This is a genomic window from Pseudomonas sp. JAI111, from assembly GCF_024809425.1.
Lineage (GTDB): Bacteria > Pseudomonadota > Gammaproteobacteria > Pseudomonadales > Pseudomonadaceae > Aquipseudomonas.
In genome coordinates this window covers 502,485-520,394 of record NZ_JANUCB010000001.1, presented here as the reverse complement: position 1 = coordinate 520,394, position 17,910 = coordinate 502,485, and the positions used below count along the sequence as shown (strand labels likewise).

16 protein-coding genes are annotated in these 17,910 nt (G+C 58.7%); 7 read left to right on the top strand and 9 right to left on the bottom strand.

Annotation, left to right across the window (positions count from 1 at the left end):
• Positions 1-10: 10 nt before the first annotated feature.
• Both HNR03_RS02545 and HNR03_RS02540 read right to left on the bottom strand, forming a co-directional pair.
• Positions 11-1,726: a copper resistance system multicopper oxidase gene (locus HNR03_RS02545; RefSeq protein WP_259150486.1), complete on the bottom strand. Its 1,716-nt coding sequence runs from the start codon at positions 1,724-1,726 to the stop codon at positions 11-13.
• Positions 1,727-1,833: 107 nt separating this feature from the next.
• Positions 1,834-2,538 (bottom strand): murein L,D-transpeptidase catalytic domain family protein, encoded by a 705-nt coding sequence (locus HNR03_RS02540; RefSeq protein ID WP_222585529.1) that lies wholly within the window; start codon positions 2,536-2,538, stop codon positions 1,834-1,836.
• Between the two features lie 82 nt (positions 2,539-2,620).
• On the opposite strand from HNR03_RS02540, the gene HNR03_RS02535 reads away from it, so the two are divergent.
• Complete coding sequence (locus HNR03_RS02535) at positions 2,621-4,363, top strand: murein L,D-transpeptidase (protein WP_259150483.1); 1,743 nt, start codon at positions 2,621-2,623, stop codon at positions 4,361-4,363.
• 31 nt (positions 4,364-4,394) lie between these two features.
• On the opposite strand, the gene HNR03_RS02530 is transcribed toward HNR03_RS02535, so the two are convergent.
• Entirely contained in the window at positions 4,395-4,862 is a 468-nt protein-coding gene (locus HNR03_RS02530) for a hypothetical protein (RefSeq protein WP_222585531.1), read from the bottom strand.
• Positions 4,863-5,156: 294 nt separating this feature from the next.
• Here HNR03_RS02530 and HNR03_RS02525 point away from each other — a divergent pair, with 294 nt between their 5' ends.
• Positions 5,157-6,728: a GGDEF domain-containing protein gene (locus tag HNR03_RS02525; protein WP_259150481.1), complete on the top strand. Its 1,572-nt coding sequence runs from the start codon at positions 5,157-5,159 to the stop codon at positions 6,726-6,728.
• 141 nt (positions 6,729-6,869) lie between these two features.
• Positions 6,870-8,276, top strand: coding sequence for a DUF1254 domain-containing protein (locus tag HNR03_RS02520; protein WP_259150480.1), 1,407 nt, complete (start codon positions 6,870-6,872; stop codon positions 8,274-8,276).
• 34 nt (positions 8,277-8,310) lie between these two features.
• Here the strand turns inward: HNR03_RS02520 and HNR03_RS02515 are convergent, their stop codons facing one another.
• From HNR03_RS02515 to HNR03_RS02505, 3 genes are all read right to left on the bottom strand, one after another.
• A complete protein-coding gene (locus HNR03_RS02515; protein ID WP_259150477.1) occupies positions 8,311-8,628 on the bottom strand; it encodes a hypothetical protein in 318 nt (105 codons plus the stop codon).
• Positions 8,629-8,752: 124 nt separating this feature from the next.
• The gene (locus tag HNR03_RS02510) at positions 8,753-9,319 is read right to left on the bottom strand and encodes a GNAT family N-acetyltransferase (RefSeq protein ID WP_259150475.1); all 567 of its coding nucleotides are present in this window, start codon (positions 9,317-9,319) and stop codon (positions 8,753-8,755) included.
• Between the two features lie 84 nt (positions 9,320-9,403).
• Positions 9,404-9,988: a GNAT family N-acetyltransferase gene (locus HNR03_RS02505; RefSeq protein WP_222585536.1), complete on the bottom strand. Its 585-nt coding sequence runs from the start codon at positions 9,986-9,988 to the stop codon at positions 9,404-9,406.
• 167 nt (positions 9,989-10,155) lie between these two features.
• On the opposite strand from HNR03_RS02505, the gene HNR03_RS02500 reads away from it, so the two are divergent.
• The 3 genes from HNR03_RS02500 to HNR03_RS02490 all read left to right on the top strand — a co-directional run bounded on the left by HNR03_RS02500 (position 10,156) and on the right by HNR03_RS02490 (position 14,560).
• Positions 10,156-12,741, top strand: coding sequence for an EAL domain-containing protein (locus tag HNR03_RS02500; protein ID WP_259150474.1), 2,586 nt, complete (start codon positions 10,156-10,158; stop codon positions 12,739-12,741).
• An 84-nt stretch (positions 12,742-12,825) separates the two neighbouring features.
• Positions 12,826-13,620, top strand: coding sequence for an exodeoxyribonuclease III (gene xth, locus HNR03_RS02495; RefSeq protein WP_259150472.1), 795 nt, complete (start codon positions 12,826-12,828; stop codon positions 13,618-13,620).
• A gap of 112 nt (positions 13,621-13,732) precedes the next feature.
• Complete coding sequence (locus HNR03_RS02490) at positions 13,733-14,560, top strand: arylamine N-acetyltransferase (RefSeq protein WP_259150471.1); 828 nt, start codon at positions 13,733-13,735, stop codon at positions 14,558-14,560.
• Between the two features lie 66 nt (positions 14,561-14,626).
• On the opposite strand, the gene HNR03_RS02485 is transcribed toward HNR03_RS02490, so the two are convergent.
• Together HNR03_RS02485 and HNR03_RS02480 are read right to left on the bottom strand one after the other, a co-directional pair.
• Positions 14,627-14,959: a BrnA antitoxin family protein gene (locus HNR03_RS02485; RefSeq protein WP_259150470.1), complete on the bottom strand. Its 333-nt coding sequence runs from the start codon at positions 14,957-14,959 to the stop codon at positions 14,627-14,629.
• A gap of 3 nt (positions 14,960-14,962) precedes the next feature.
• Positions 14,963-15,244: a BrnT family toxin gene (locus tag HNR03_RS02480; protein ID WP_259150469.1), complete on the bottom strand. Its 282-nt coding sequence runs from the start codon at positions 15,242-15,244 to the stop codon at positions 14,963-14,965.
• A gap of 257 nt (positions 15,245-15,501) precedes the next feature.
• On the opposite strand from HNR03_RS02480, the gene HNR03_RS02475 reads away from it, so the two are divergent.
• The gene (locus HNR03_RS02475) at positions 15,502-17,019 is read left to right on the top strand and encodes a nucleobase:cation symporter-2 family protein (protein WP_259150468.1); all 1,518 of its coding nucleotides are present in this window, start codon (positions 15,502-15,504) and stop codon (positions 17,017-17,019) included.
• Positions 17,020-17,306: 287 nt separating this feature from the next.
• Here the strand turns inward: HNR03_RS02475 and HNR03_RS02470 are convergent, their stop codons facing one another.
• Complete coding sequence (locus HNR03_RS02470; protein ID WP_259150467.1) at positions 17,307-17,765, bottom strand: hypothetical protein; 459 nt, start codon at positions 17,763-17,765, stop codon at positions 17,307-17,309.
• Positions 17,766-17,910 lie beyond the last annotated feature (145 nt).

Genomic DNA, 17,910 nt, shown 5'->3' with positions numbered 1-17,910 from the left:
GGTATACACCTCATTCTTCCACGCGAACTTCACGGAACATGCCCATTTCCATGTGGTACAGGAGGTGGCAGTGATAGGCCCAGCGGCCAAGCGCATCGGCGGTGACCCGGTAGCTGCGTCGGGTGCCGGGCGGCATGTCGATGGTGTGTTTGCGCACCATGAACCGGCCGTTTTCGTCTTCGAGGTCGCTCCACATGCCGTGCAGGTGGATGGGGTGGGTCATCATCGTGTCGTTGACCAGCACCACCCGCACCCGCTCGCCGTACTTGAGGCGCAGCGGCGCGGCGTCGGAGAATTTCACGCCATTGAACGACCAGGCGAATTTCTCCATGTGGCCGGTGAGGTGCAGTTCGATCGTGCGACCGGGCTCGCGACCATCCGGGTCTTCGAAGGTGCTGCGCAGGTCTGAATAGGTCAGGACGCGGCGGCCATTGTTGCGCAGGCCCAGGCCCGGGTCGTCGAGCTTGGGGGTGGGGCTCATGGCTTGCATGTCCACCAGCGGGTTGTTTTTTTCCGTGTCCGGGTGAGCCTGCATGCCGGCCATGGCGCTGTGGTCCATGCCCGCCATATCGCCCATGCTGGCGTGGTCCATGCCGGCCATGTCCATGCCGCCCATGCCCATGTCGTCCATAGTCACCAGCGGTCGAGGGTCGAGTGCCGGAACCGGCGCGGTCGCACCTGCTTTAACCGCTAGCGTGCCTCGTGCAAAACCGCTGCGATCCATTGATTGCGCGAAGAGCGTGTAAGCCGCTTCGGTCGGCTCGACGATCACATCAAACGTCTCGGCCACCGCGATGCGAAACTCATCGACGCTCACCGGTTTGACGTGCTGGCCATCCGCTGCGACCACGGTCATTTTCAGGCCGGGAATGCGCACGTCGAAATAGGTCATGGCGGAGCCGTTGATAAACCGCAGGCGCAGTTTCTCGCCGGGCCGGAATACCCCGGTCCAGTTCATGGCTGGTGCCTGGCCGTTCATCAGGTAGGTGTAAGTTGCGCCGCTGACGTCTGCCAGGTCGGTGGGGTTCATTTTCATCTCGGCCCACATCGTTCGGTCGGCGACCGTGGACCCCCAACCTTTCTCGCTGACGTCGTGGATGAAGTCGCCCACGGTGCGCTTGTGCTCGTTGTAGTAATCGGACTGCTTTTTCAGGGTCTTCATCAGGCCGACGGCGTCTTCGTCGGTCCAGTCGGTCAGCATCACTACGTAATCGCGGTCGTACTGAAACGGTTCCGGCTCCTTGGCATCGATGATCAGCGGGCCGTATACGCCGGACTGTTCCTGAAAGCCCGAATGGCTGTGATACCAGTAAGTGCCGTTTTGCCTGACCTTGAATTGGTAGACGTACACGCCGCCCGGTTCGATGCCGTGAAAGCTCAGGCCAGGCACGCCGTCCATGTTGGCCGGCAGCAGGATGCCGTGCCAGTGAATGGAGGTGTCGACCTTGAGTGCGTTCTTCACGCGCAATGTGACGGTGTCGCCTTCACGCCAGCGCAGCAGAGGACCGGGAAGGCCGCCGTTGATGGTCATGGCGGTGCTTGGATGGCCGGTAATGTTGACCGCGGTTTCGCCGATCGACAGATCGAACTCGGTGCCCGCCAGCACTTGAGGTTCGCCAGGGCTGGTGACCGCCCAGACAGGCGTGCGCCATAAACCGAGGCCCGCGAGCAAACCGCTCGCGGCCAGGCCTTTAACGAAGGTGCGTCTTGTGGTGCTGGAGTGCATGCCGTTTACCCGGTCCGTCAACGTGGGAAGTTGACGGGGAGGCTAACGAGCGCTGCCTTTCAGAAGTCTGAGGCGGGGATTACAGTTTTGACAGGTTCACGCCGGGTTTACTTGCGCACAGTGTTTTTGCCGGCCGAGGCCATCGTGCCGCTGCCACAATTAATGTACGAAGAAGACTTCAGCCAGCGCTGATCCGGATAATAGGAAAACAGAAGCTGCCCATCTTTCATCGAATCGATCAGTCGACGAGCTACCGCCGGTCGGACAGCGGGGCAGCCGAGGCTCCTGCCGATCCGCCCGTTGATGCGGGCAAGTACCGGACTGACGTAAGGTGCGCCATGGATGACGATTGCGCGGTCAAGCGCGTTGTCATTGAAACCGGGCTCCAGGCCTTCCATGCGCAACGAGTAGCCGTTTTGTCCGACATAGCTCTGTTGCGTACGATATAGGCCGAGACTGGTGGCAAAGCTCTCGTTTTGATTGGAGAAGTTGACGGCCATGTTTTCGCCGCTGTTGCGTCCATGGGCGACGAGTTCATGAAACAGCAACTTGCGCTTCTTTAAATCGAACACCCACAGCCGTTGTTCGGTCGAAGGCAGCGAATAATCGATGATCGCCAGTCTTTGCACTGGGCCAGCGCCTTGAGCGATGCTGCATTGTGAAGCGCGAACGGCGAGGTTGATGACGTTGGCGTTAGCATTCGGAGCCGCTTTGATGAGGGCGGCGGAGAGCGAATCGGCGTAGGCTGACGGTACGGACATTGCAATAAATAGCAGGCCCGCGAGTAGATAGCCAAAACGTAGTGGCGCCATATAGATGTCTCATCATGTTAAGTTCGAGTCTAGCAGGGACATTGAAAGCTGGACCTTGAATGCGGGAGATTAAGGATTATTCATGGTGCTTTTAACAAGGTTATTCTTCATAAGCCGCATATTTTTTATGGGCTTTCTGATCAGCGGCGCGGCCTTTGCGGAAACTTCGCCGATTGAGCCTGTAGATGCGCCTATCTCCGTTATCGAGGCGGCAGCGGACGATAACGTCGCTCAATCGATTCAGGCGTCGCTCGAGCCTTTGAAAAGTGCGTTTCCACCGCTGCTCACGGCGCCACGCTATCGGCGGGTGGACGTCAGTCGCCTGGTCATGGATTTTTATACGCACCGTGCTTATCGCGCCGCGTGGACCGATGACCGCGATGTCGCGCAATTGATCGCCAGCCTGAACGCGACCGACGCCGATGGCTTGATCCCCGCGGATTTTCATGTCGATGAATTGGTCCGCTCCCACACCGCGATGCAGACGACCCCGGTAACGCCTGAGCAGCGTGCGGCGTTCGATGTGGCGACCACGCATACGTTTATCACCGCGCTGTTGCAGCTGCGCCGGGGCAAGGTCGATCCTTCGCGGCTCGATATCCACTGGAATTTCGATTCCAATGGCGTCGACCCTCGTGACGACGTCAACACCTTCTTCGCCGCGCTCGACCATCACGACGTGGCGAAGGCGTTTGCTCTAGCGCCGCCGCAAGAAGCGGTCTACGTCGGTTTGCGCCAGGCCCTGGCGCAATTGCGGGGTATTCGGGACCGGGGCGGTTGGCCGAAGGTGGCGGTGGATCATTCGCTCAAACCAGGCATGGACGAACCGGCTGTTGCGCAGTTGCGTGCGAGGATGGTCGCGGCCGGTTTTCTCGACCCACGATTGATCCACGGCACCCAATACGACGGTGCCGTCACCGCGGCAGTGAAAAAGTATCAAAACGAGCAATACCTGGGGGCGGACGGCGTTGCAGGGGGGACAACTCTGGCCGCGCTGAACGTGCCCGTGCAGGCGCGAATCGATCAGGTGCGGGTGAACATGGAGCGGGCGCGCTGGCTGCTCTACAAACTTCAGGGCACCTTCGTCATTGTCGATATCGCCGGCTATAAGGTGGCGATGTACCGCGATGGTCAACCGATCTGGCGCTCCCGGGTGCAGGTCGGTAAAACGGCTCGCAACACGCCGATCTTCCAGGCGCAGATCACCTACATCACGTTCAACCCGACCTGGACCGTGCCGCCGACGATCCTCAAGGAGGACGTGCTGCCCAAGATCCAGAGCAATCCCGGCTACCTGGCCGCCAACCGCATTCGCGTGCTGGACCGGGAAGGCAATGTGCTTGATCCCTCGACTGTCGACTGGAGCAACCCGCGCGGGCTGACTCTGCGCCAGGACGCAGGACCGGACAGCTCGCTGGGTCAGGTGGTGATCCGTTTTCCCAACGAGTATTCGATTTACCTTCACGACACGCCGCATCGCGAGCTGTTTGCCAAAACCGTGCGCGCGACCAGCTCTGGCTGTATTCGGGTAGAAAATCCGCTGCAACTGGTGGAGCTGTTGTTCAACGACCCGGTTAAATGGAACCGCGAAGGCATTCAAAAACAGTTGGCCAACGGCAAGACCGAGAACATCCGGCTTCCGGTCAAAGTGCCGGTGTTGCTGGCCTACTGGACCGTTGATCTGGGAAGTGACGGGCGAGTGGCATTCAAACCTGATGTGTATGGGTACGATGAGCCGGTATTGCGGGCACTGAACCGGCCTTCGCCGCTGCCGGTGCTGGATTTGCACTCGGCAGTGGGTTCAGTGGCGTCGGCGCGGCAGTAGTAGCGGGCGACCTTGAGGTCGCCCGCAGGTCTCAGAGCTCCAGCCCCTCTTGCACCACCGCCAGCAGGTTATGCTCGGTCAACGCCACCGCATCCGGTTGTTGCCCGGACTGCTCAATCGCCTGCAACCACCAATGCGTTTCGCCGTGTTCGCCTACGGTGCGCAGTAGTGCAAGCTCCCTGTTTTTGGCGTGAATCTCGACGCGGCCCGCACCATCTTCGGTGAAACGCGCAACTGGATCGAAAGTGATGCGGTGATCATTGCCCTCGATCAGCAATTGATCGATCGCATAGTCGAACGTCTCACCATCCAAATCGCGCTCAAAGACATGAGTGGGATTGCGCCGCAGGACCAGGCCCACTTCGGTTACGGGCACCAGCCACGCCTCGATCTGGTGATACAGCTCGTAGACCTGGCCCGGCCAACTGTCGATCACCTGCTCAGCATGGGGCTGCCGGGTTTGTCTCAACTTCGCCGCGAGTTCGTCTGCCTTACTCATTTCAATTCCCTGTGGTGGTCTATGAGTAATCGTAGTCGCTTCAACGTAACCCTGGTTTTGTCCTGCGTCATGTCAGCCATACAAGCGTGACAAATCATGTCGTGGCAAATGCTCAGTTCCGCGACTCCGTTAGCTCTGTGCGCAAAAACTCCACCAGAGCGCGCGGGCGCATTTGCACCGCGCGATGCGCCGGCTGTCCAAAGGACAATTGCCCCTAAAACTTGCGTAGACTAAGCTCACAAAAAATAAGGGCTTTGGGCCGTTGCCCATGCCTTGCCCTTACAGGACGAGCTTTTGCCTATCCCCATTCAAGACCCTCATCAAGCCCCGGGCGGTGCGTTGAAACGGTTGCCGCTGCTCAAGGCGGCGGTGCTGTTTATCGTGACGGTGTGCCTCTGTCTCTGTGCGCTTCTGTATCTGCAGCTGGAGCAATCACGCCGCCACGATCTGGAGCTGGCGCGGGTGGCGTCGTCGAACCTGACTCGGGCCATGGCGCAGCAGGCCGATGACGCTTTCATGAAAGCCGATCTGGTGTTGACCAGCCTGGTGGACTGGATCCAGACCGATGGCTACGGCACGGCGCAACGGCCTCGCTTGCAGAAAACCTTGGCCCGGCGGGTACAGGCGCTTGGGCAGTTGCACGGGATTTTCCTGTTCGACAAGCAGGGACAGTGGATTGTCACCTCGTTCGAGGACATGCCCCGAGGCCCGGGCGTCGCCGATCGGGAATACTTCAAATTCCACCAGCAGAACGCGTCCACGATTGCCCATATTGGGCCGGCGATTCGCAGTCGGCAGAATGGCGAGTGGATCATTCCGGTCTCCAGGCGGGTGAACGACAAGAACGGCAACTTCCAGGGCGTGTTGTTGGCCGAGATCAAAATGGCCTACTTCGACCAGTTCTTCAAAAGCTTCAGCATCGATGACAACGGCTCGATGTTTTTGGCGTTGACCGACGGCACGTTACTGGCGCGCCGGCCGTTTGTGGAGTCGCAGATCGGCACTTCGTTGGCCAAGGGGGACATCTTCCAGAAACACTTGCCCAACGCGCCCTCCGGCGACGCGATGATCAACTCGGTGGTGGATGGCACTGTGCGCTTGTATGGCTACCGTCAACTCGATGCTTATCCGCTGGTGGTGTCGGCGGCATCGTCCAGGGATTCGATTCTCAAGGATTGGTATGGCACGGCGTTTCAATCCAGCGTGATCGTGGCCCTGGTTTTGATGGGCATTGGCCTGTTCGGTTGGGTGTTCGTGCGTCAGGTGCGCCTTGGCGAACGGGTCGAGGCGGATTTGCGCAAGGCCAAGGACGCGCTGAAGCTGATCGCCACTCACGATAGCCTGACGGGGCTGGCCAATCGTCGGCTGTTCGAGCAGGCGTTGGACATCGAGTTTGGCCGGGGTGCCCGGCAGTCGAGTTCGTTGAGCCTGATCATGCTCGATATCGATTATTTCAAGCGTTACAACGATGCTTACGGTCACGTGGCGGGGGACCATTGCCTGGCTGAGGTGGCGCGGGCGGTCAAGAGTTGCTGTCATCGAAAAGCCGATCTGGCGGTGCGTTATGGCGGGGAGGAGTTTGCCGTCTTGCTGCCCGACACCAACATTCATGGCGCGCTGGTCATTGCTGAACAGATCCGCCACAGCGTCATGGGAAAGAACATCACCCACAGTGGTTCACCGACGGGCTACCTGACGGTCAGTCTGGGCTGCTACGCGTTTGTGCCGACCGCGCTCGACGCCATCGAAGTGTTCATCGAGCGCGCCGATGCGGCGTTGTATCAGGCCAAGCATTCGGGGCGAAACCGGGTGGCCGTGTTGTCGATGGAAGGCGGGATGGAAGCGCTGATGCGTTCGGATCGTTGATAAATTTCGGGCGGTTGTTTCAGTCCTGCAACAGATTTTGGCCGTTTGTCTCCCTGTCATATCCGTCTGTTTTGATCGTCTAGAGTTGCGGTAGCTCTGCCGAACCCGGCGGATCTCCCCACAGCACGGACGATTGCCAACATGTTGATCACTCAAGCATTGACAGCTGTTGCTCTAAGCCTTGCCGCCTGCGCCGTCTTCCCATTGGCCAGCCAGGCTCAATCGAAAATCACACCCGCAGAAGCTCACGCCATCGGTGTCGATGCCTACCTGTATTTTTACCCGCTGTTGACCATGGACATCACCCGCAAGCAGTTCACCAACATCGAACCTGGCAAGGAGTTCGGTAAAGGCCCGATGAACATGTTTGTGAGTGTGCCGCAGTATCCACCCGCCAATTTCAAAGGCGTGGTGCGGCCGAACTTCGACACGCTGTATTCCATCGCGTGGCTCGACTTGACCAAGGAGCCGCTGGTGATCAGCGCACCGGACACCGCCGGGCGGTTTTACCTGTTGCCGATGCTCGACATGTGGAGCGATGTGTTCGCCTCGCCGGGTTGGCGCACGACGGGCACCGAGGCCAGTCAGTTTCTGGTGACACCACCGGGATGGACCGGAACGGTGCCGCCCGGATTGAATCAATTGCCGGCGCCCACGCCTTTCGTCTGGGTCATTGGTCGCACCAAGACCGACGGGGCGGCGGACTACGACGCGGTGCATAAAATCCAGGCGGGCTACACCGTGACCCCGTTGTCGCAAATGGGCAAAAAAGCTGAACCGGTCAACGTGGTCATCGACCCGACGGTGGACATGAAAACGCCGCCGAAGATTCAGGTCGATACGATGTCGGCAGCCAACTACTTCACCTACGCCGCCGCGTTGCTCAAGGTCCATCCGCCTCACATCACCGACCAACCGATCCTGGCGCAAATGCAGCGCATCGGTATCGAAGCCGGCAAACCGTTCGACATCGAGGCGCTCGATGCCAACGTTAAGGCAGCGCTTCAAACAGTGCCCGAGGAGGCCCAGGCATTGATGAAGTGGAAGGTCGCAACCCTTGCACGGGTGGTCAACGGCTGGTCGATGAACACCGACACGATGGGGGTCTATGGCAACTACTACCTCAAGCGCGCGATCGTTGCGCAAATGGGGCTGGGTGCGAACTTGCCTGAGGATGCGATTTATCCGTTGAACATAGGCGACGACACCGGCAAACCGCTCGAGGGGGCTAACCGGTACGTGCTGCATTTCGATAAAGGTAAAGCGCCGCCGGTCAATGCGTTCTGGTCGATCACCTTGTACGACCCTGAAGGTTTCCAGGTCGGCAATGAGCTCAACCGTTTTGCGGTCAGTAGCTGGATGCCGTTCAAGGCCAACGCGGATGGATCGCTGGATATCTACTTCCAGAATGAAAGCCCGGGAAAGGAACTTGAAGCCAATTGGCTTCCCGCGCCCAAAGGCCCGTTCAACCTGACCATGCGTCTATATGGGCCCAAGCCTGAAGCGCTCAATGGAAAATGGGACCCACCTCCTATCAAGCGCCTGTAAATACCGCGCATAAAAAAGCAGCCCACGATGTTCATCATGGGCTGCTTTTATGCGTCCAGCTGCCAGTGCCACCTCCGGCACCGCCGGTTCCGCCGCCGGCAGCCCCCGTGCCACCGCCCGCGCCGGACCCTGAACCGCTGGCACCGCCAGACGTGCCAGTGCCATTGCCTGCGTTGCTGCCGGATGCCGGTGAGCCTGGAGTGTTATCGGGCGGCGCCGACGAACCGCGAATTGCGCCGGACTGGATTCCGGTCGCGTCAGCGCCGATGCCGTTGTTGGAGACGGCATAAGCGACCCCGTTTGCCGCACACAGAAAACCGACCAGCAGCAGCGAGGTGATTTTGATGTTCATCGGGGCACGCCTCCCAGGATGAGTCGTTACCTGATGATGGTGTGCCGGGGAGGGCGATGGATGTTGGCTGGATGACGAGTGGTTGGCTTAAGGGCTTTTTCAAGCCCGATGTGTGACAAACACACTAATAGGATGTGCTTTCGACGGCCTGTATAAACGAGATCTTCCTGAAAATCCGGTTCTCATAGGCATTTCCCCCGAATGCATAATGAGTAACGCCCACCGCTTCGTATCCCTGCGCGGTGTAAAACCTCAGGGCGCGGTGGTTTTCAACCCAGGCTGTCAACCATAAAAAAGGAAGTCCGGATTCGCGTGTCAGCGTTTCGGCATGGTTGAGCAGAACACGCCCGATCCCTTGCCCTTGAGCATGTCGCTGCACATACAAACGTACCAGCTCCATGCTTTCCGATAATAGATTGGAGGTATCGGCATGACGGGCAATCTCTGCGAAGCCCAGCAGATGACCATTGCATTCGGCGACTACAAATTGAGTGCCTGGATGGCTCAGCCTCGCTTCGAATTGTGCAGGCGCATACACCGTCAATGCTTCTTCGGCGATATCGGCGCGCATGCCTTCCTTGGCATATGTATCGAGGAATACCTGAGTTGCGAGGCCACTGATGCAGAGTGCGTCAGCTAAGCGGCCGGGGCGGAAGTAAATAGACACGGTGACGATTTCCTTTTCGTTCATGTTGTTGGCGACTATTCAACGGGGAAAGCGTTTGGTTTGCCTGCTATGCCGAGTGGCTGCTTCGCGAACAAGCACTGTGAGGCATCAGCGACGGCTGTTTTCAGTCAGCTTCTTTTCAAGATTCTGTCGCACCAGCGGCCATTCCTCATCAATGATGCTGAAGCGCACCGAGTTACGCTTGCGTCCATCCGGCATGATCCGTTCGTGGCGCACGATGCCTTCCTGTTGCGCCCCGAGCCTCAGGATGGCAGCGCGTGATTTCTGATTATTTTCGTCGGTCGTGAATTGCACCCGCACACAATCCAACACCTCGAAGGCGTAGCGCAACATCAGGTATTTGGCTTCAGTGTTGACGAAGGTTTTCTGCCAGCGCGCGGAAATCCAGCTGCTGCCGATTTCGAGCTTGCGGTTGAGGCGGTCGATTTTCCAGAAGCGTGTCGACCCGATGACCTCTCCAGTGTCCTTGAGCACGATAACGAAAGGCAGGACCGTTCCCGCCTCGCGACCGTCGAGGGCTTTTTTAAGGTAGCTGTCGATGGTGGTCGGGGAGGGGACGACGGTGACTGTCAGGTTCCACAGTTCGCCATCCCGAGCGGCATTGACCAGTGCATCGGCATCGCTGATGTGCAGGGCGCGCAGGATGATGCGTTGACCTTCCAGGGTGTCCATGGGCGAGGCGTTCTCAGCATAAAAGGGGGCAGGTGACACGCGCCATTACAAGGTAGCGCTTATCAATTGGCAATAGTCGTGGAGCGATGACCAGGCAGGACTGCTATGGTCAATGGACGCTTGCCTGTCATGCACCGGATCAGGCAATCGATTGACAGGACTTGTGCATGGAAATGACTGCCGTTACCACTGCCGCCCCTGCGCGCCATACGCCGATCACACGCAACCTGGTCTGGGCCGTCGGGCTGTTATTTGTCCTCGGGGTGCTGATTGCCCTGGTTGCACTGTTCAACATTGCCGGCCGGCTCGATGCCCAGGACCTGGCCAAGACCACTTTCTACACCCAGCGCGCGCTGGAAAACCGCATCTCCGCCTCGAAAAACTACGTCGCCAGTTATGCCACCTGGACAACCGCCTACGATCACCTGAACGGTGAGGTTGATGTGCAGTGGGCGTATACCGAGCAGAACATGGGTAAAACCCTGTTCACCACGGACCATTACGACGCGGTCCTGGTGGTCGATCCTCAGCGGACCAAATACGCCGTGGTGCGCGGCGTTCAATCGCACGATGACGCTGCAGCCTTAGTGTCGACATCGATGGCGCAGTTGATCAAGGTTGTGCAGGCGCAGGAGAGCCTGCTCGTTCCGGTCAGCCAGTTCACGTTGTTCGAAGGCCAGCCCGCGTTGTTGACGGCTGCCGCGATCATCCCCAATGACGAGCGGCCAGCGGTCGATCCCCACAGCACCTCGGTGCTGGTGTTTGTGGATCAATTGAGCCCGCAAAAACTCAATGACTTGAGCACCGATTACGGTTTGCATGACTTGAGCCTTGCAGCTGACAACACCCTCGTTCCCGGCCAGCCTGCTGTGGCACTCACGGGCACCGGTTTCAGCCTGGTGTCGCGGCTCGAACAGCCAGGCCATCAACTGCTCTGGTCGCTGCTGCCTCCGTTGGGCGGCGCCTTGCTGATCCTTGCGTTGTTGACGATTTATTTCTTCCGCTATGTGTTGCGCGCGTCCGGCCATGTGGATGCCAGTTACATCAACCTCGACCTGTCGAACCAGGCGCTGGAGGCCAGTGAGGAACGTTTTCGCGCGGTGGCCGAGGCGGCTTCCGACTGGATATGGGAGATCGACGACAGGCATCACATCACGTACCTGTCCGGACGTTTCGGCGCCGTCACCGGGTATTCCGAGCAACAGTGGCTGGGACAGGACATCGAGCAATTGCTGTTTTGTGATACCACGTCCTTGTCACTGTGGCTGAACAGGCTCAATGAAGAACACAGCGTCAGTCATCTGCGTTGTTCCTATCGTGATCAATCCGGGCAGCAGCGCATTTGCCGGGTGTCTGCCCGCCCGATCCATCACAAAGGCACCGTGGTGGGTTACCGCGGAACGGCCAGTGACATTACCGATGAAGTGGCTGCCCACGCGCAAATCCAGCACCTGTCGTTGCACGACGCCCTGACCGGCCTGCCCAATCGCAACAAGTTGGCGCGCTACCTCGAAGAGGCCTTGGTGCTCAGGGAGCATTCGGCGGCGCTGACGTTGCTGATGATCGATCTGGACAACTTCAAGCCGATCAATGATTCCCTCGGCCACCCGGCCGGCGATGCAGTATTGCTGGAGGTTGCTGCGCGCTTGCGTGAGTGCACGCGGGACATCGATCTGGTCGCCCGACTGGGTGGCGACGAGTTTGTGCTGGTGCTCAATGGCATGGATAGCCACACGGAAATCGACCGGATCTGCGAGCGTATTCTCGAAAGCCTGCATCAGCCGATTCACTATGACCATCACACGCTGCACATCGGCGCGAGCATCGGGATCGCCTTGAGCCGGCGGCAGGGGCACATGCCGGAAGAGCTGATCCGGTGTGCCGACATCGCGCTGTATCAGGCCAAGTCCGACGGCAAGAAAACCTGGTGCTACTTTGCGCCGCACATGAACGATCAGATCCAGCATCGACGCAAACTGGAAAACGACTTGCGCCAGGCGATCAAGAACAACGAGTTCGTGATGCACTATCAGCCGCGTTATCACGTTGATGGCAAGCAGATCGTCTCGGTCGAAGCGTTGTTGCGCTGGCAGCATCCGGTGCAGGGCCTGCTGGCGCCCGATACGTTTATTCCATTGGCGGAGCAAACCGACCTGATCGTGCCGTTGGGTCGCTGGGTGCTGCGCGAAGCTTGCGAGACGGCACTGAGCTGGCCGGGCGAGCTGATGGTGTCGGTCAATTTGTCGCCCGTGCAGTTTATTCGCAGTGACGTGGTGGAGGATGTCAGGGAGGCGTTGATCCATAGCCGCTTGCCGGCCAGTCGACTGGAACTGGAGATCACCGAAAACGTGATGCTCAACGATGTCGATGGCGCCCTGGCGACCATGAACGCACTGAAAGAACTGGGTGTGCGGCTGAACATGGACGACTTTGGCACCGGGTATTCGTCGCTGGGTTACTTGCGCACATACCCGTTCGACGGGATCAAGATCGACAAGCGTTTCATCTCCTCCATGGGCGGTGCCGGTAATGACCGCGCGGTGGTGCAGGCGATCATCAACCTGGGCAAGGCGATGGGCCTGACCGTGACCGCAGAGGGCGTCGAGACGCTGGAGCAACTGGACTTCCTGATCTCTGACGAGTGCCACGAGGTGCAGGGTTTCTACCTCAGTCGGCCGATGGAAAAACAGGCGTTGCTGCCGTTGCTCAGGGCTTCGCAAGACGATTATCCGACGCAGGGCCCGCACCTTTAGTCGCCTGCCTGGTGTGTCGTGGCAACTGACACGACGCGCCCCGGTCACAACTGGATACCGTCAATCCGTTACGAGCCCGGGACCATGAAGAACCTGAAAATCGCCACCTTCAACGTCAACGGCATGCGTGCCCGCTTGCCGAATTTGCTGGCCTGGCTTGAGCGAGAAAAACCGGACATTGCCTGTTTGCAGGAACTCAAGTCGGTCGACAGCGCATTCCCCGCCGCCGAACTTGAAGCAGCGGGTTACGGCGCCATCTGGCAAGGCCAGTCGTCGTGGAACGGGGTGGCGATTCTGGCCCGTGATGCCCAGCCTCTGGAGAGCCGGCGCGGTCTGCCGGGGGATGACAGCGATACCCATAGCCGCTACCTGGAGGCTGCGGTGCACGGAGTTTTGGTGGGCTGCCTGTACTTGCCCAACGGCAATCCACAGCCCGGGCCAAAGTTCGATTACAAGCTGGCGTGGTTTGAGCGGCTGATCGCTTATGCCAAGGACCTCCAAAGCAGCGACCACCCGGTGGTGCTGGCCGGGGATTACAACGTCGTGCCCACCGACCTGGATATCTACAACCCGCGCTCATGGCTCAAGGACGCCTTGCTGCAACCGGAAAGTCGAGAGTGTTACCAGCGCTTGCTGGACCAGGGCTGGACCGATTCCCTGCGTCATCTGTATCCAGAGGATCGGCTTTACACCTTCTGGGATTATTTCAGGCAGCACTGGCAAAAAAATTCCGGGCTGCGCATCGATCACCTGCTGCTTAACCCGGCGTTGAGTCCTTATCTGCAAGAGGCCGGAGTCGATGCGTGGGTGCGCAACGAACCGCACGCCAGCGATCACGCACCGACGTGGATTCGACTGGGTTCGCGCAAGCGGCGTTGATTTCAATGCGCCAGGCGATTGGCTAAATCAATTGTCAGTCGGGCCGCTTTATCCCTTATACATGGCGCCCATCGGCGGAGAGATCCGCGGCCCCGTGCATAAGGACCGAGCAATGAGCGAGCCACGCCTGACGAACCGTGCGTTATACCTGCAACGCCTGGGTTTCGACGCGCCCCCGGCGCCGACCCTGGAGACCCTGCGCCTGCTTCAGTTGCGCCACACTGGCGCCTTCCCGTTCGAAAACCTCACCACGCTGTCAGGCGAGCCGGTGCTCATCGATCTGCCATCCATCGAGCAGAAAATTCTGCACACGGGGCGCGGTGGTTATTGCTACGAACTCAACAATGCGTTCCTGGCCTTGCTCCAGGAGCTGGGTTTCGCGGCGCGCGGCATCACCGGTCGCGTGGTCATGGGGCAGCCCGAAGGCGCCTGGACCGCCCGCACACATCGCTTGAGCCTGGTCACGCTGGATGGCGTGCGCTACATCACCGACGTGGGTTTCGGCGGCATGGTGCCGACCGCACCGCTGGTGCTCGACACCAATGCCGAACAGCGCACGCCACACGAACCCTATCGCATCGAGCGCCATGAAGACGGCTACACCTTGCGCGCCAACGTCGGCGGTGAATGGCGAGCGATGTACATTTTCGACCTGCAACGCCAGGAAGACATCGATTACGCCCTCGGCAACTGGTACGTCTCGACCCATCCCGACTCATCGTTTGCCAAACAATTGATGGTCGCGCGGACTGGAGAGGGTTGGAGACGCACGCTGAACAACGGCAGTTTCGCGATTCATCGGGTGGGTGCCGAGAGCGAGCGGCGGCAGGTGACGGATGTTGAGGAGTTGAGTGAGGTGCTGGAGCGTGAGTTCGGCATTCTGCTGCCGGAGCATGCGGGCTTGAAACAGGTGCTTGGGCGATTGATTGCCTCGGCATAGGCGTTCGATTGCACGCAACGAGAAAAGGAGCAGGCGTGATCGATCTGCTCCTTTGTCGGGTCGAATTCAAGGCTTCATTACGCGGTGGATCTCGCTAAGCACCTCTGCCAGTTTTTTCTCCAGGCTTTGCAGCTCGGAAGCTGAAATCCCCTCTTTGAAATGTCCGGCATTGGCAACAGCGACGCCCGGGTCGGAGGTAGCAGTTTTGCCCCCTTGGCCGAGTAACGCCTGGCGCAAGGTGTTATTGATCACGGTCTGGTAGCCATACCCCTCATCCTCAGCCATGGCGCGCGCCGCTTCGATGACGACGTCATCGAGCATGATGGTAATTCGGGTCTTGCCTTTGCTGGAGGCAACCGCTCCACGCTTGGCGTTGCTGAAGTCGTATTCATCTTTCATTGGTCAGTTTTCCCTGTAGCGGCGGCATTCGCTTTTGGTGGCGAGGCGCGCGGAAATGATTCGAACGAAATTCGGATCGCGATAGGTGTACGCAACGACCAACAAGCGAGCCTTGGCGTCCAGTCCCATGGTGATCCATCGTGGCTCATCATGATGATTGTCCTGAAATGTCAGCGCTCGATCGTCATAAAACACGGGTTCCGCTTCGGCGAGGCTGATGCCGTAGTGCTTAAGTTTGTTGGCTGCGTTTTTTGCCTTGTGATACTGAATTTCGAATGACTTCATTATGCATACTTTATATGTATAAGCGAGAGGCGTCCGTGCCGGCGGTCGCTTTGAATTCTGAAGACTAGCGGGCAGGGGAGCAGACAGAGGAAGGATGTATTTCAAAAATTTTTACGTGGGGGTAGGCCGCGCAGACAGAGGGCCGTGTGGACACATGTCCATAATCTGACTGGTGAGTTGTATACAACTCTATAGACATTTGTCCTAAGTCTTGCATACAGTGTGCGCATAACAAAAAACCAGGGAACCCCCCAACCATGAAAACGCCCCATGTTTCACACCAACGGCCCGAGGACGAAAACCTCGGGGTCGGCGCGAATATGGCTTACGGCCTGCAACACGTTCTGACCATGTATGGCGGCATCGTCGCAGTCCCATTGATCATTGGTCAGGCAGCCGGGCTTTCGCCGGCGGACATCGGTTTGTTGATTGCTGCTTCATTGTTTGCGGGGGGCTTGGCGACATTGTTGCAAACCCTCGGTTTACCGTTTTTCGGTTGTCAGTTGCCGCTGGTGCAAGGCGTGTCTTTCTCGGGCGTCGCAACGATGGTGGCGATCGTCAGCAGTGGCGGGGAGGGCGGGTTCCAGTCGATTCTCGGGGCGGTGATTGCCGCGTCGCTGATCGGGTTGCTGATTACTCCGGTGTTCTCGCGAATCACCAAGTTCTTCCCGCCGCTGGTCACGGGCATTGTGATCACCACCATCGGCCTGACGCTGATGCCAGTGGCCGCTCGCTGGGCCATGGGCGGCAACAGCCATGCCCCGGACTTCGGCAGCATGGCCAACATCGGGCTGGCGGCGGTGACGCTGGTGCTGGTTCTGTTGCTGAGCAAGATCGGCAGCTCGACCATCTCCCGTTTGTCGATCCTGCTGGCAATGGTGATCGGCACCGTCATCGCGGTGTTCCTCGGCATGGCGGACTTCTCGTCGGTCACGCAAGGCCCGATGTTCGGCTTCCCGACGCCGTTCCACTTCGGTATACCGACGTTCCACTTCGCCGCAATCCTGTCGATGTGCATCGTGGTTATGGTGACCCTGGTGGAAACCTCGGCGGACATCCTCGCCGTCGGTGAAATCATCGGCACCAAGGTCGACTCCAAGCGGCTGGGCAACGGTCTGCGCGCCGACATGCTGTCGAGCATGATCGCGCCGATCTTCGGCTCCTTCACCCAAAGCGCCTTCGCCCAGAACGTCGGGCTGGTGGCCGTTACCGGTATCAAGAGCCGATTCGTGGTCGCCACCGGCGGCTTGTTCCTGGTGATCCTCGGTCTATTGCCCTTCATGGGCCGCGTCATCGCCGCCGTACCGACGTCTGTCCTCGGCGGCGCTGGCATCGTGCTCTTCGGCACGGTGGCGGCCAGCGGTATTCGTACGCTGTCCAAGGTCGATTACCGCAACAACGTCAACCTGATCATCGTCGCCACCTCCATCGGTTTCGGCATGATCCCGATCGCCGCACCGAACTTCTACGACCACTTCCCAAGCTGGTTCGCGACCATCTTCCATTCGGGCATCAGCTCCTCGGCGATCATGGCCATCGTGCTGAACCTGACCTTCAACCACCTCACCGCCGGTAACTCGGACCAGCAGTCAGTGTTTGCTGCTGGCACTGAACGCGTTCTGCGTTACCAGGACCTGGCCGCGTTGCGTGAAGGGGATTACTTCAGCGAAGGCAAACTGCGTGACTGCGACGGGAATGAAATTCCGGTGGTGGAGGCGGGGCATGAGACGGGTGAGCATCGAGCGGCTCATGCCAAAAGTAGTGAGCATGTCTGACAGCAATCAAGGGCGGTTCGAGTGACAGGTTGACACTCGCTCCGCTCATGGCTGAAAATCTGATTCGAGGTCTGCAATTGCGCATCCTTGGGCTCGGCCTCCAGTATCGGCCCCCCATCTTGTTGGCAGCAGAGAAGCTGGCTCCCTCTGAAGTAGTGACGACTGGCATGCCGGTCGGATTCTGAACCCAAGGTCATTCGTGGCCAGGAGCTAAAGAATCGCTGCGACTACTCCTCGAAATATTCAAAAGGCGTCCTTCAAGGGCGCCTTTTTTATTGTCTTGGTTTTTATTTTCTTGAGTCCGGTTTGGCGATGGTGCCTACCAAAGTGCCTTCTGCGCGCCGCTTGGGATACCAGGTCACGACGTAATAGCCGAAGCCACGACGCTCGTTCCTCGGCTCAAGGATTAGCGAACCTGTAGGATTTTTCAGGACTGCAACCCTGTGGTCACCGCGCATTTCCTTGAACTCGCAGTAGATCGGAGCGCCAGGCACGACCATTTTGGCTATGTGTGTAGCGACGTCGTCGATGGTGTGACAGCCATACTTGGCTAAATCGGTCTTGTGGGCTTCCCAGACATGTCGAACGCCAAACCCTTTGTTTATTCCCTTATGAATTCCGACCCTCAGGAATATTTCACCTCCCCGTAATTCGAACTTGGGCATGTCGGGAAGGGTGCCAAAGCTCAAAGAGCCAGAAGGGTGAGGGACAAGGACGTTCTCCTTGAGTTTGAGTAACTCTGACACGTGAACAATCCATGGATATCGACAGGCGAAAGGCGCTATTCATAACGCAGAAACTCTTCGTCTTACAGACTGCATCTGGCCATCACAGATGTGGATATTGACGCTCTAGCTCAATGTTTTAAGGGGGGAGGAGGGAGCTATGAAA

Excerpts from the sequence above, each read along its gene's own strand:
- HNR03_RS02530 (WP_222585531.1), bottom strand. The coding sequence starts at position 4,862 with ATGAGTAAGGCAGACGAACTCGCGGCGAAGTTGAGACAAACCCGGCAG.
- HNR03_RS02490 (WP_259150471.1), top strand. The coding sequence starts at position 13,733 with ATGAGCGAGCCACGCCTGACGAACCGTGCGTTATACCTGCAACGCCTG.
- HNR03_RS02485 (WP_259150470.1), bottom strand. The coding sequence starts at position 14,959 with ATGAAAGATGAATACGACTTCAGCAACGCCAAGCGTGGAGCGGTTGCC.
- xth (WP_259150472.1), top strand. The coding sequence starts at position 12,826 with ATGAAGAACCTGAAAATCGCCACCTTCAACGTCAACGGCATGCGTGCC.
- HNR03_RS02540 (WP_222585529.1), bottom strand. The coding sequence starts at position 2,538 with ATGGCGCCACTACGTTTTGGCTATCTACTCGCGGGCCTGCTATTTATT.
- HNR03_RS02475 (WP_259150468.1), top strand. The coding sequence starts at position 15,502 with ATGAAAACGCCCCATGTTTCACACCAACGGCCCGAGGACGAAAACCTC.
- HNR03_RS02510 (WP_259150475.1), bottom strand. The coding sequence starts at position 9,319 with ATGAACGAAAAGGAAATCGTCACCGTGTCTATTTACTTCCGCCCCGGC.
- HNR03_RS02520 (WP_259150480.1), top strand. The coding sequence starts at position 6,870 with ATGTTGATCACTCAAGCATTGACAGCTGTTGCTCTAAGCCTTGCCGCC.
- HNR03_RS02545 (WP_259150486.1), bottom strand. The coding sequence starts at position 1,726 with ATGCACTCCAGCACCACAAGACGCACCTTCGTTAAAGGCCTGGCCGCG.
- HNR03_RS02480 (WP_259150469.1), bottom strand. The coding sequence starts at position 15,244 with ATGAAGTCATTCGAAATTCAGTATCACAAGGCAAAAAACGCAGCCAAC.
- HNR03_RS02500 (WP_259150474.1), top strand. The coding sequence starts at position 10,156 with ATGGAAATGACTGCCGTTACCACTGCCGCCCCTGCGCGCCATACGCCG.
- HNR03_RS02535 (WP_259150483.1), top strand. The coding sequence starts at position 2,621 with ATGGTGCTTTTAACAAGGTTATTCTTCATAAGCCGCATATTTTTTATG.
- HNR03_RS02505 (WP_222585536.1), bottom strand. The coding sequence starts at position 9,988 with ATGGACACCCTGGAAGGTCAACGCATCATCCTGCGCGCCCTGCACATC.
- HNR03_RS02515 (WP_259150477.1), bottom strand. The coding sequence starts at position 8,628 with ATGAACATCAAAATCACCTCGCTGCTGCTGGTCGGTTTTCTGTGTGCG.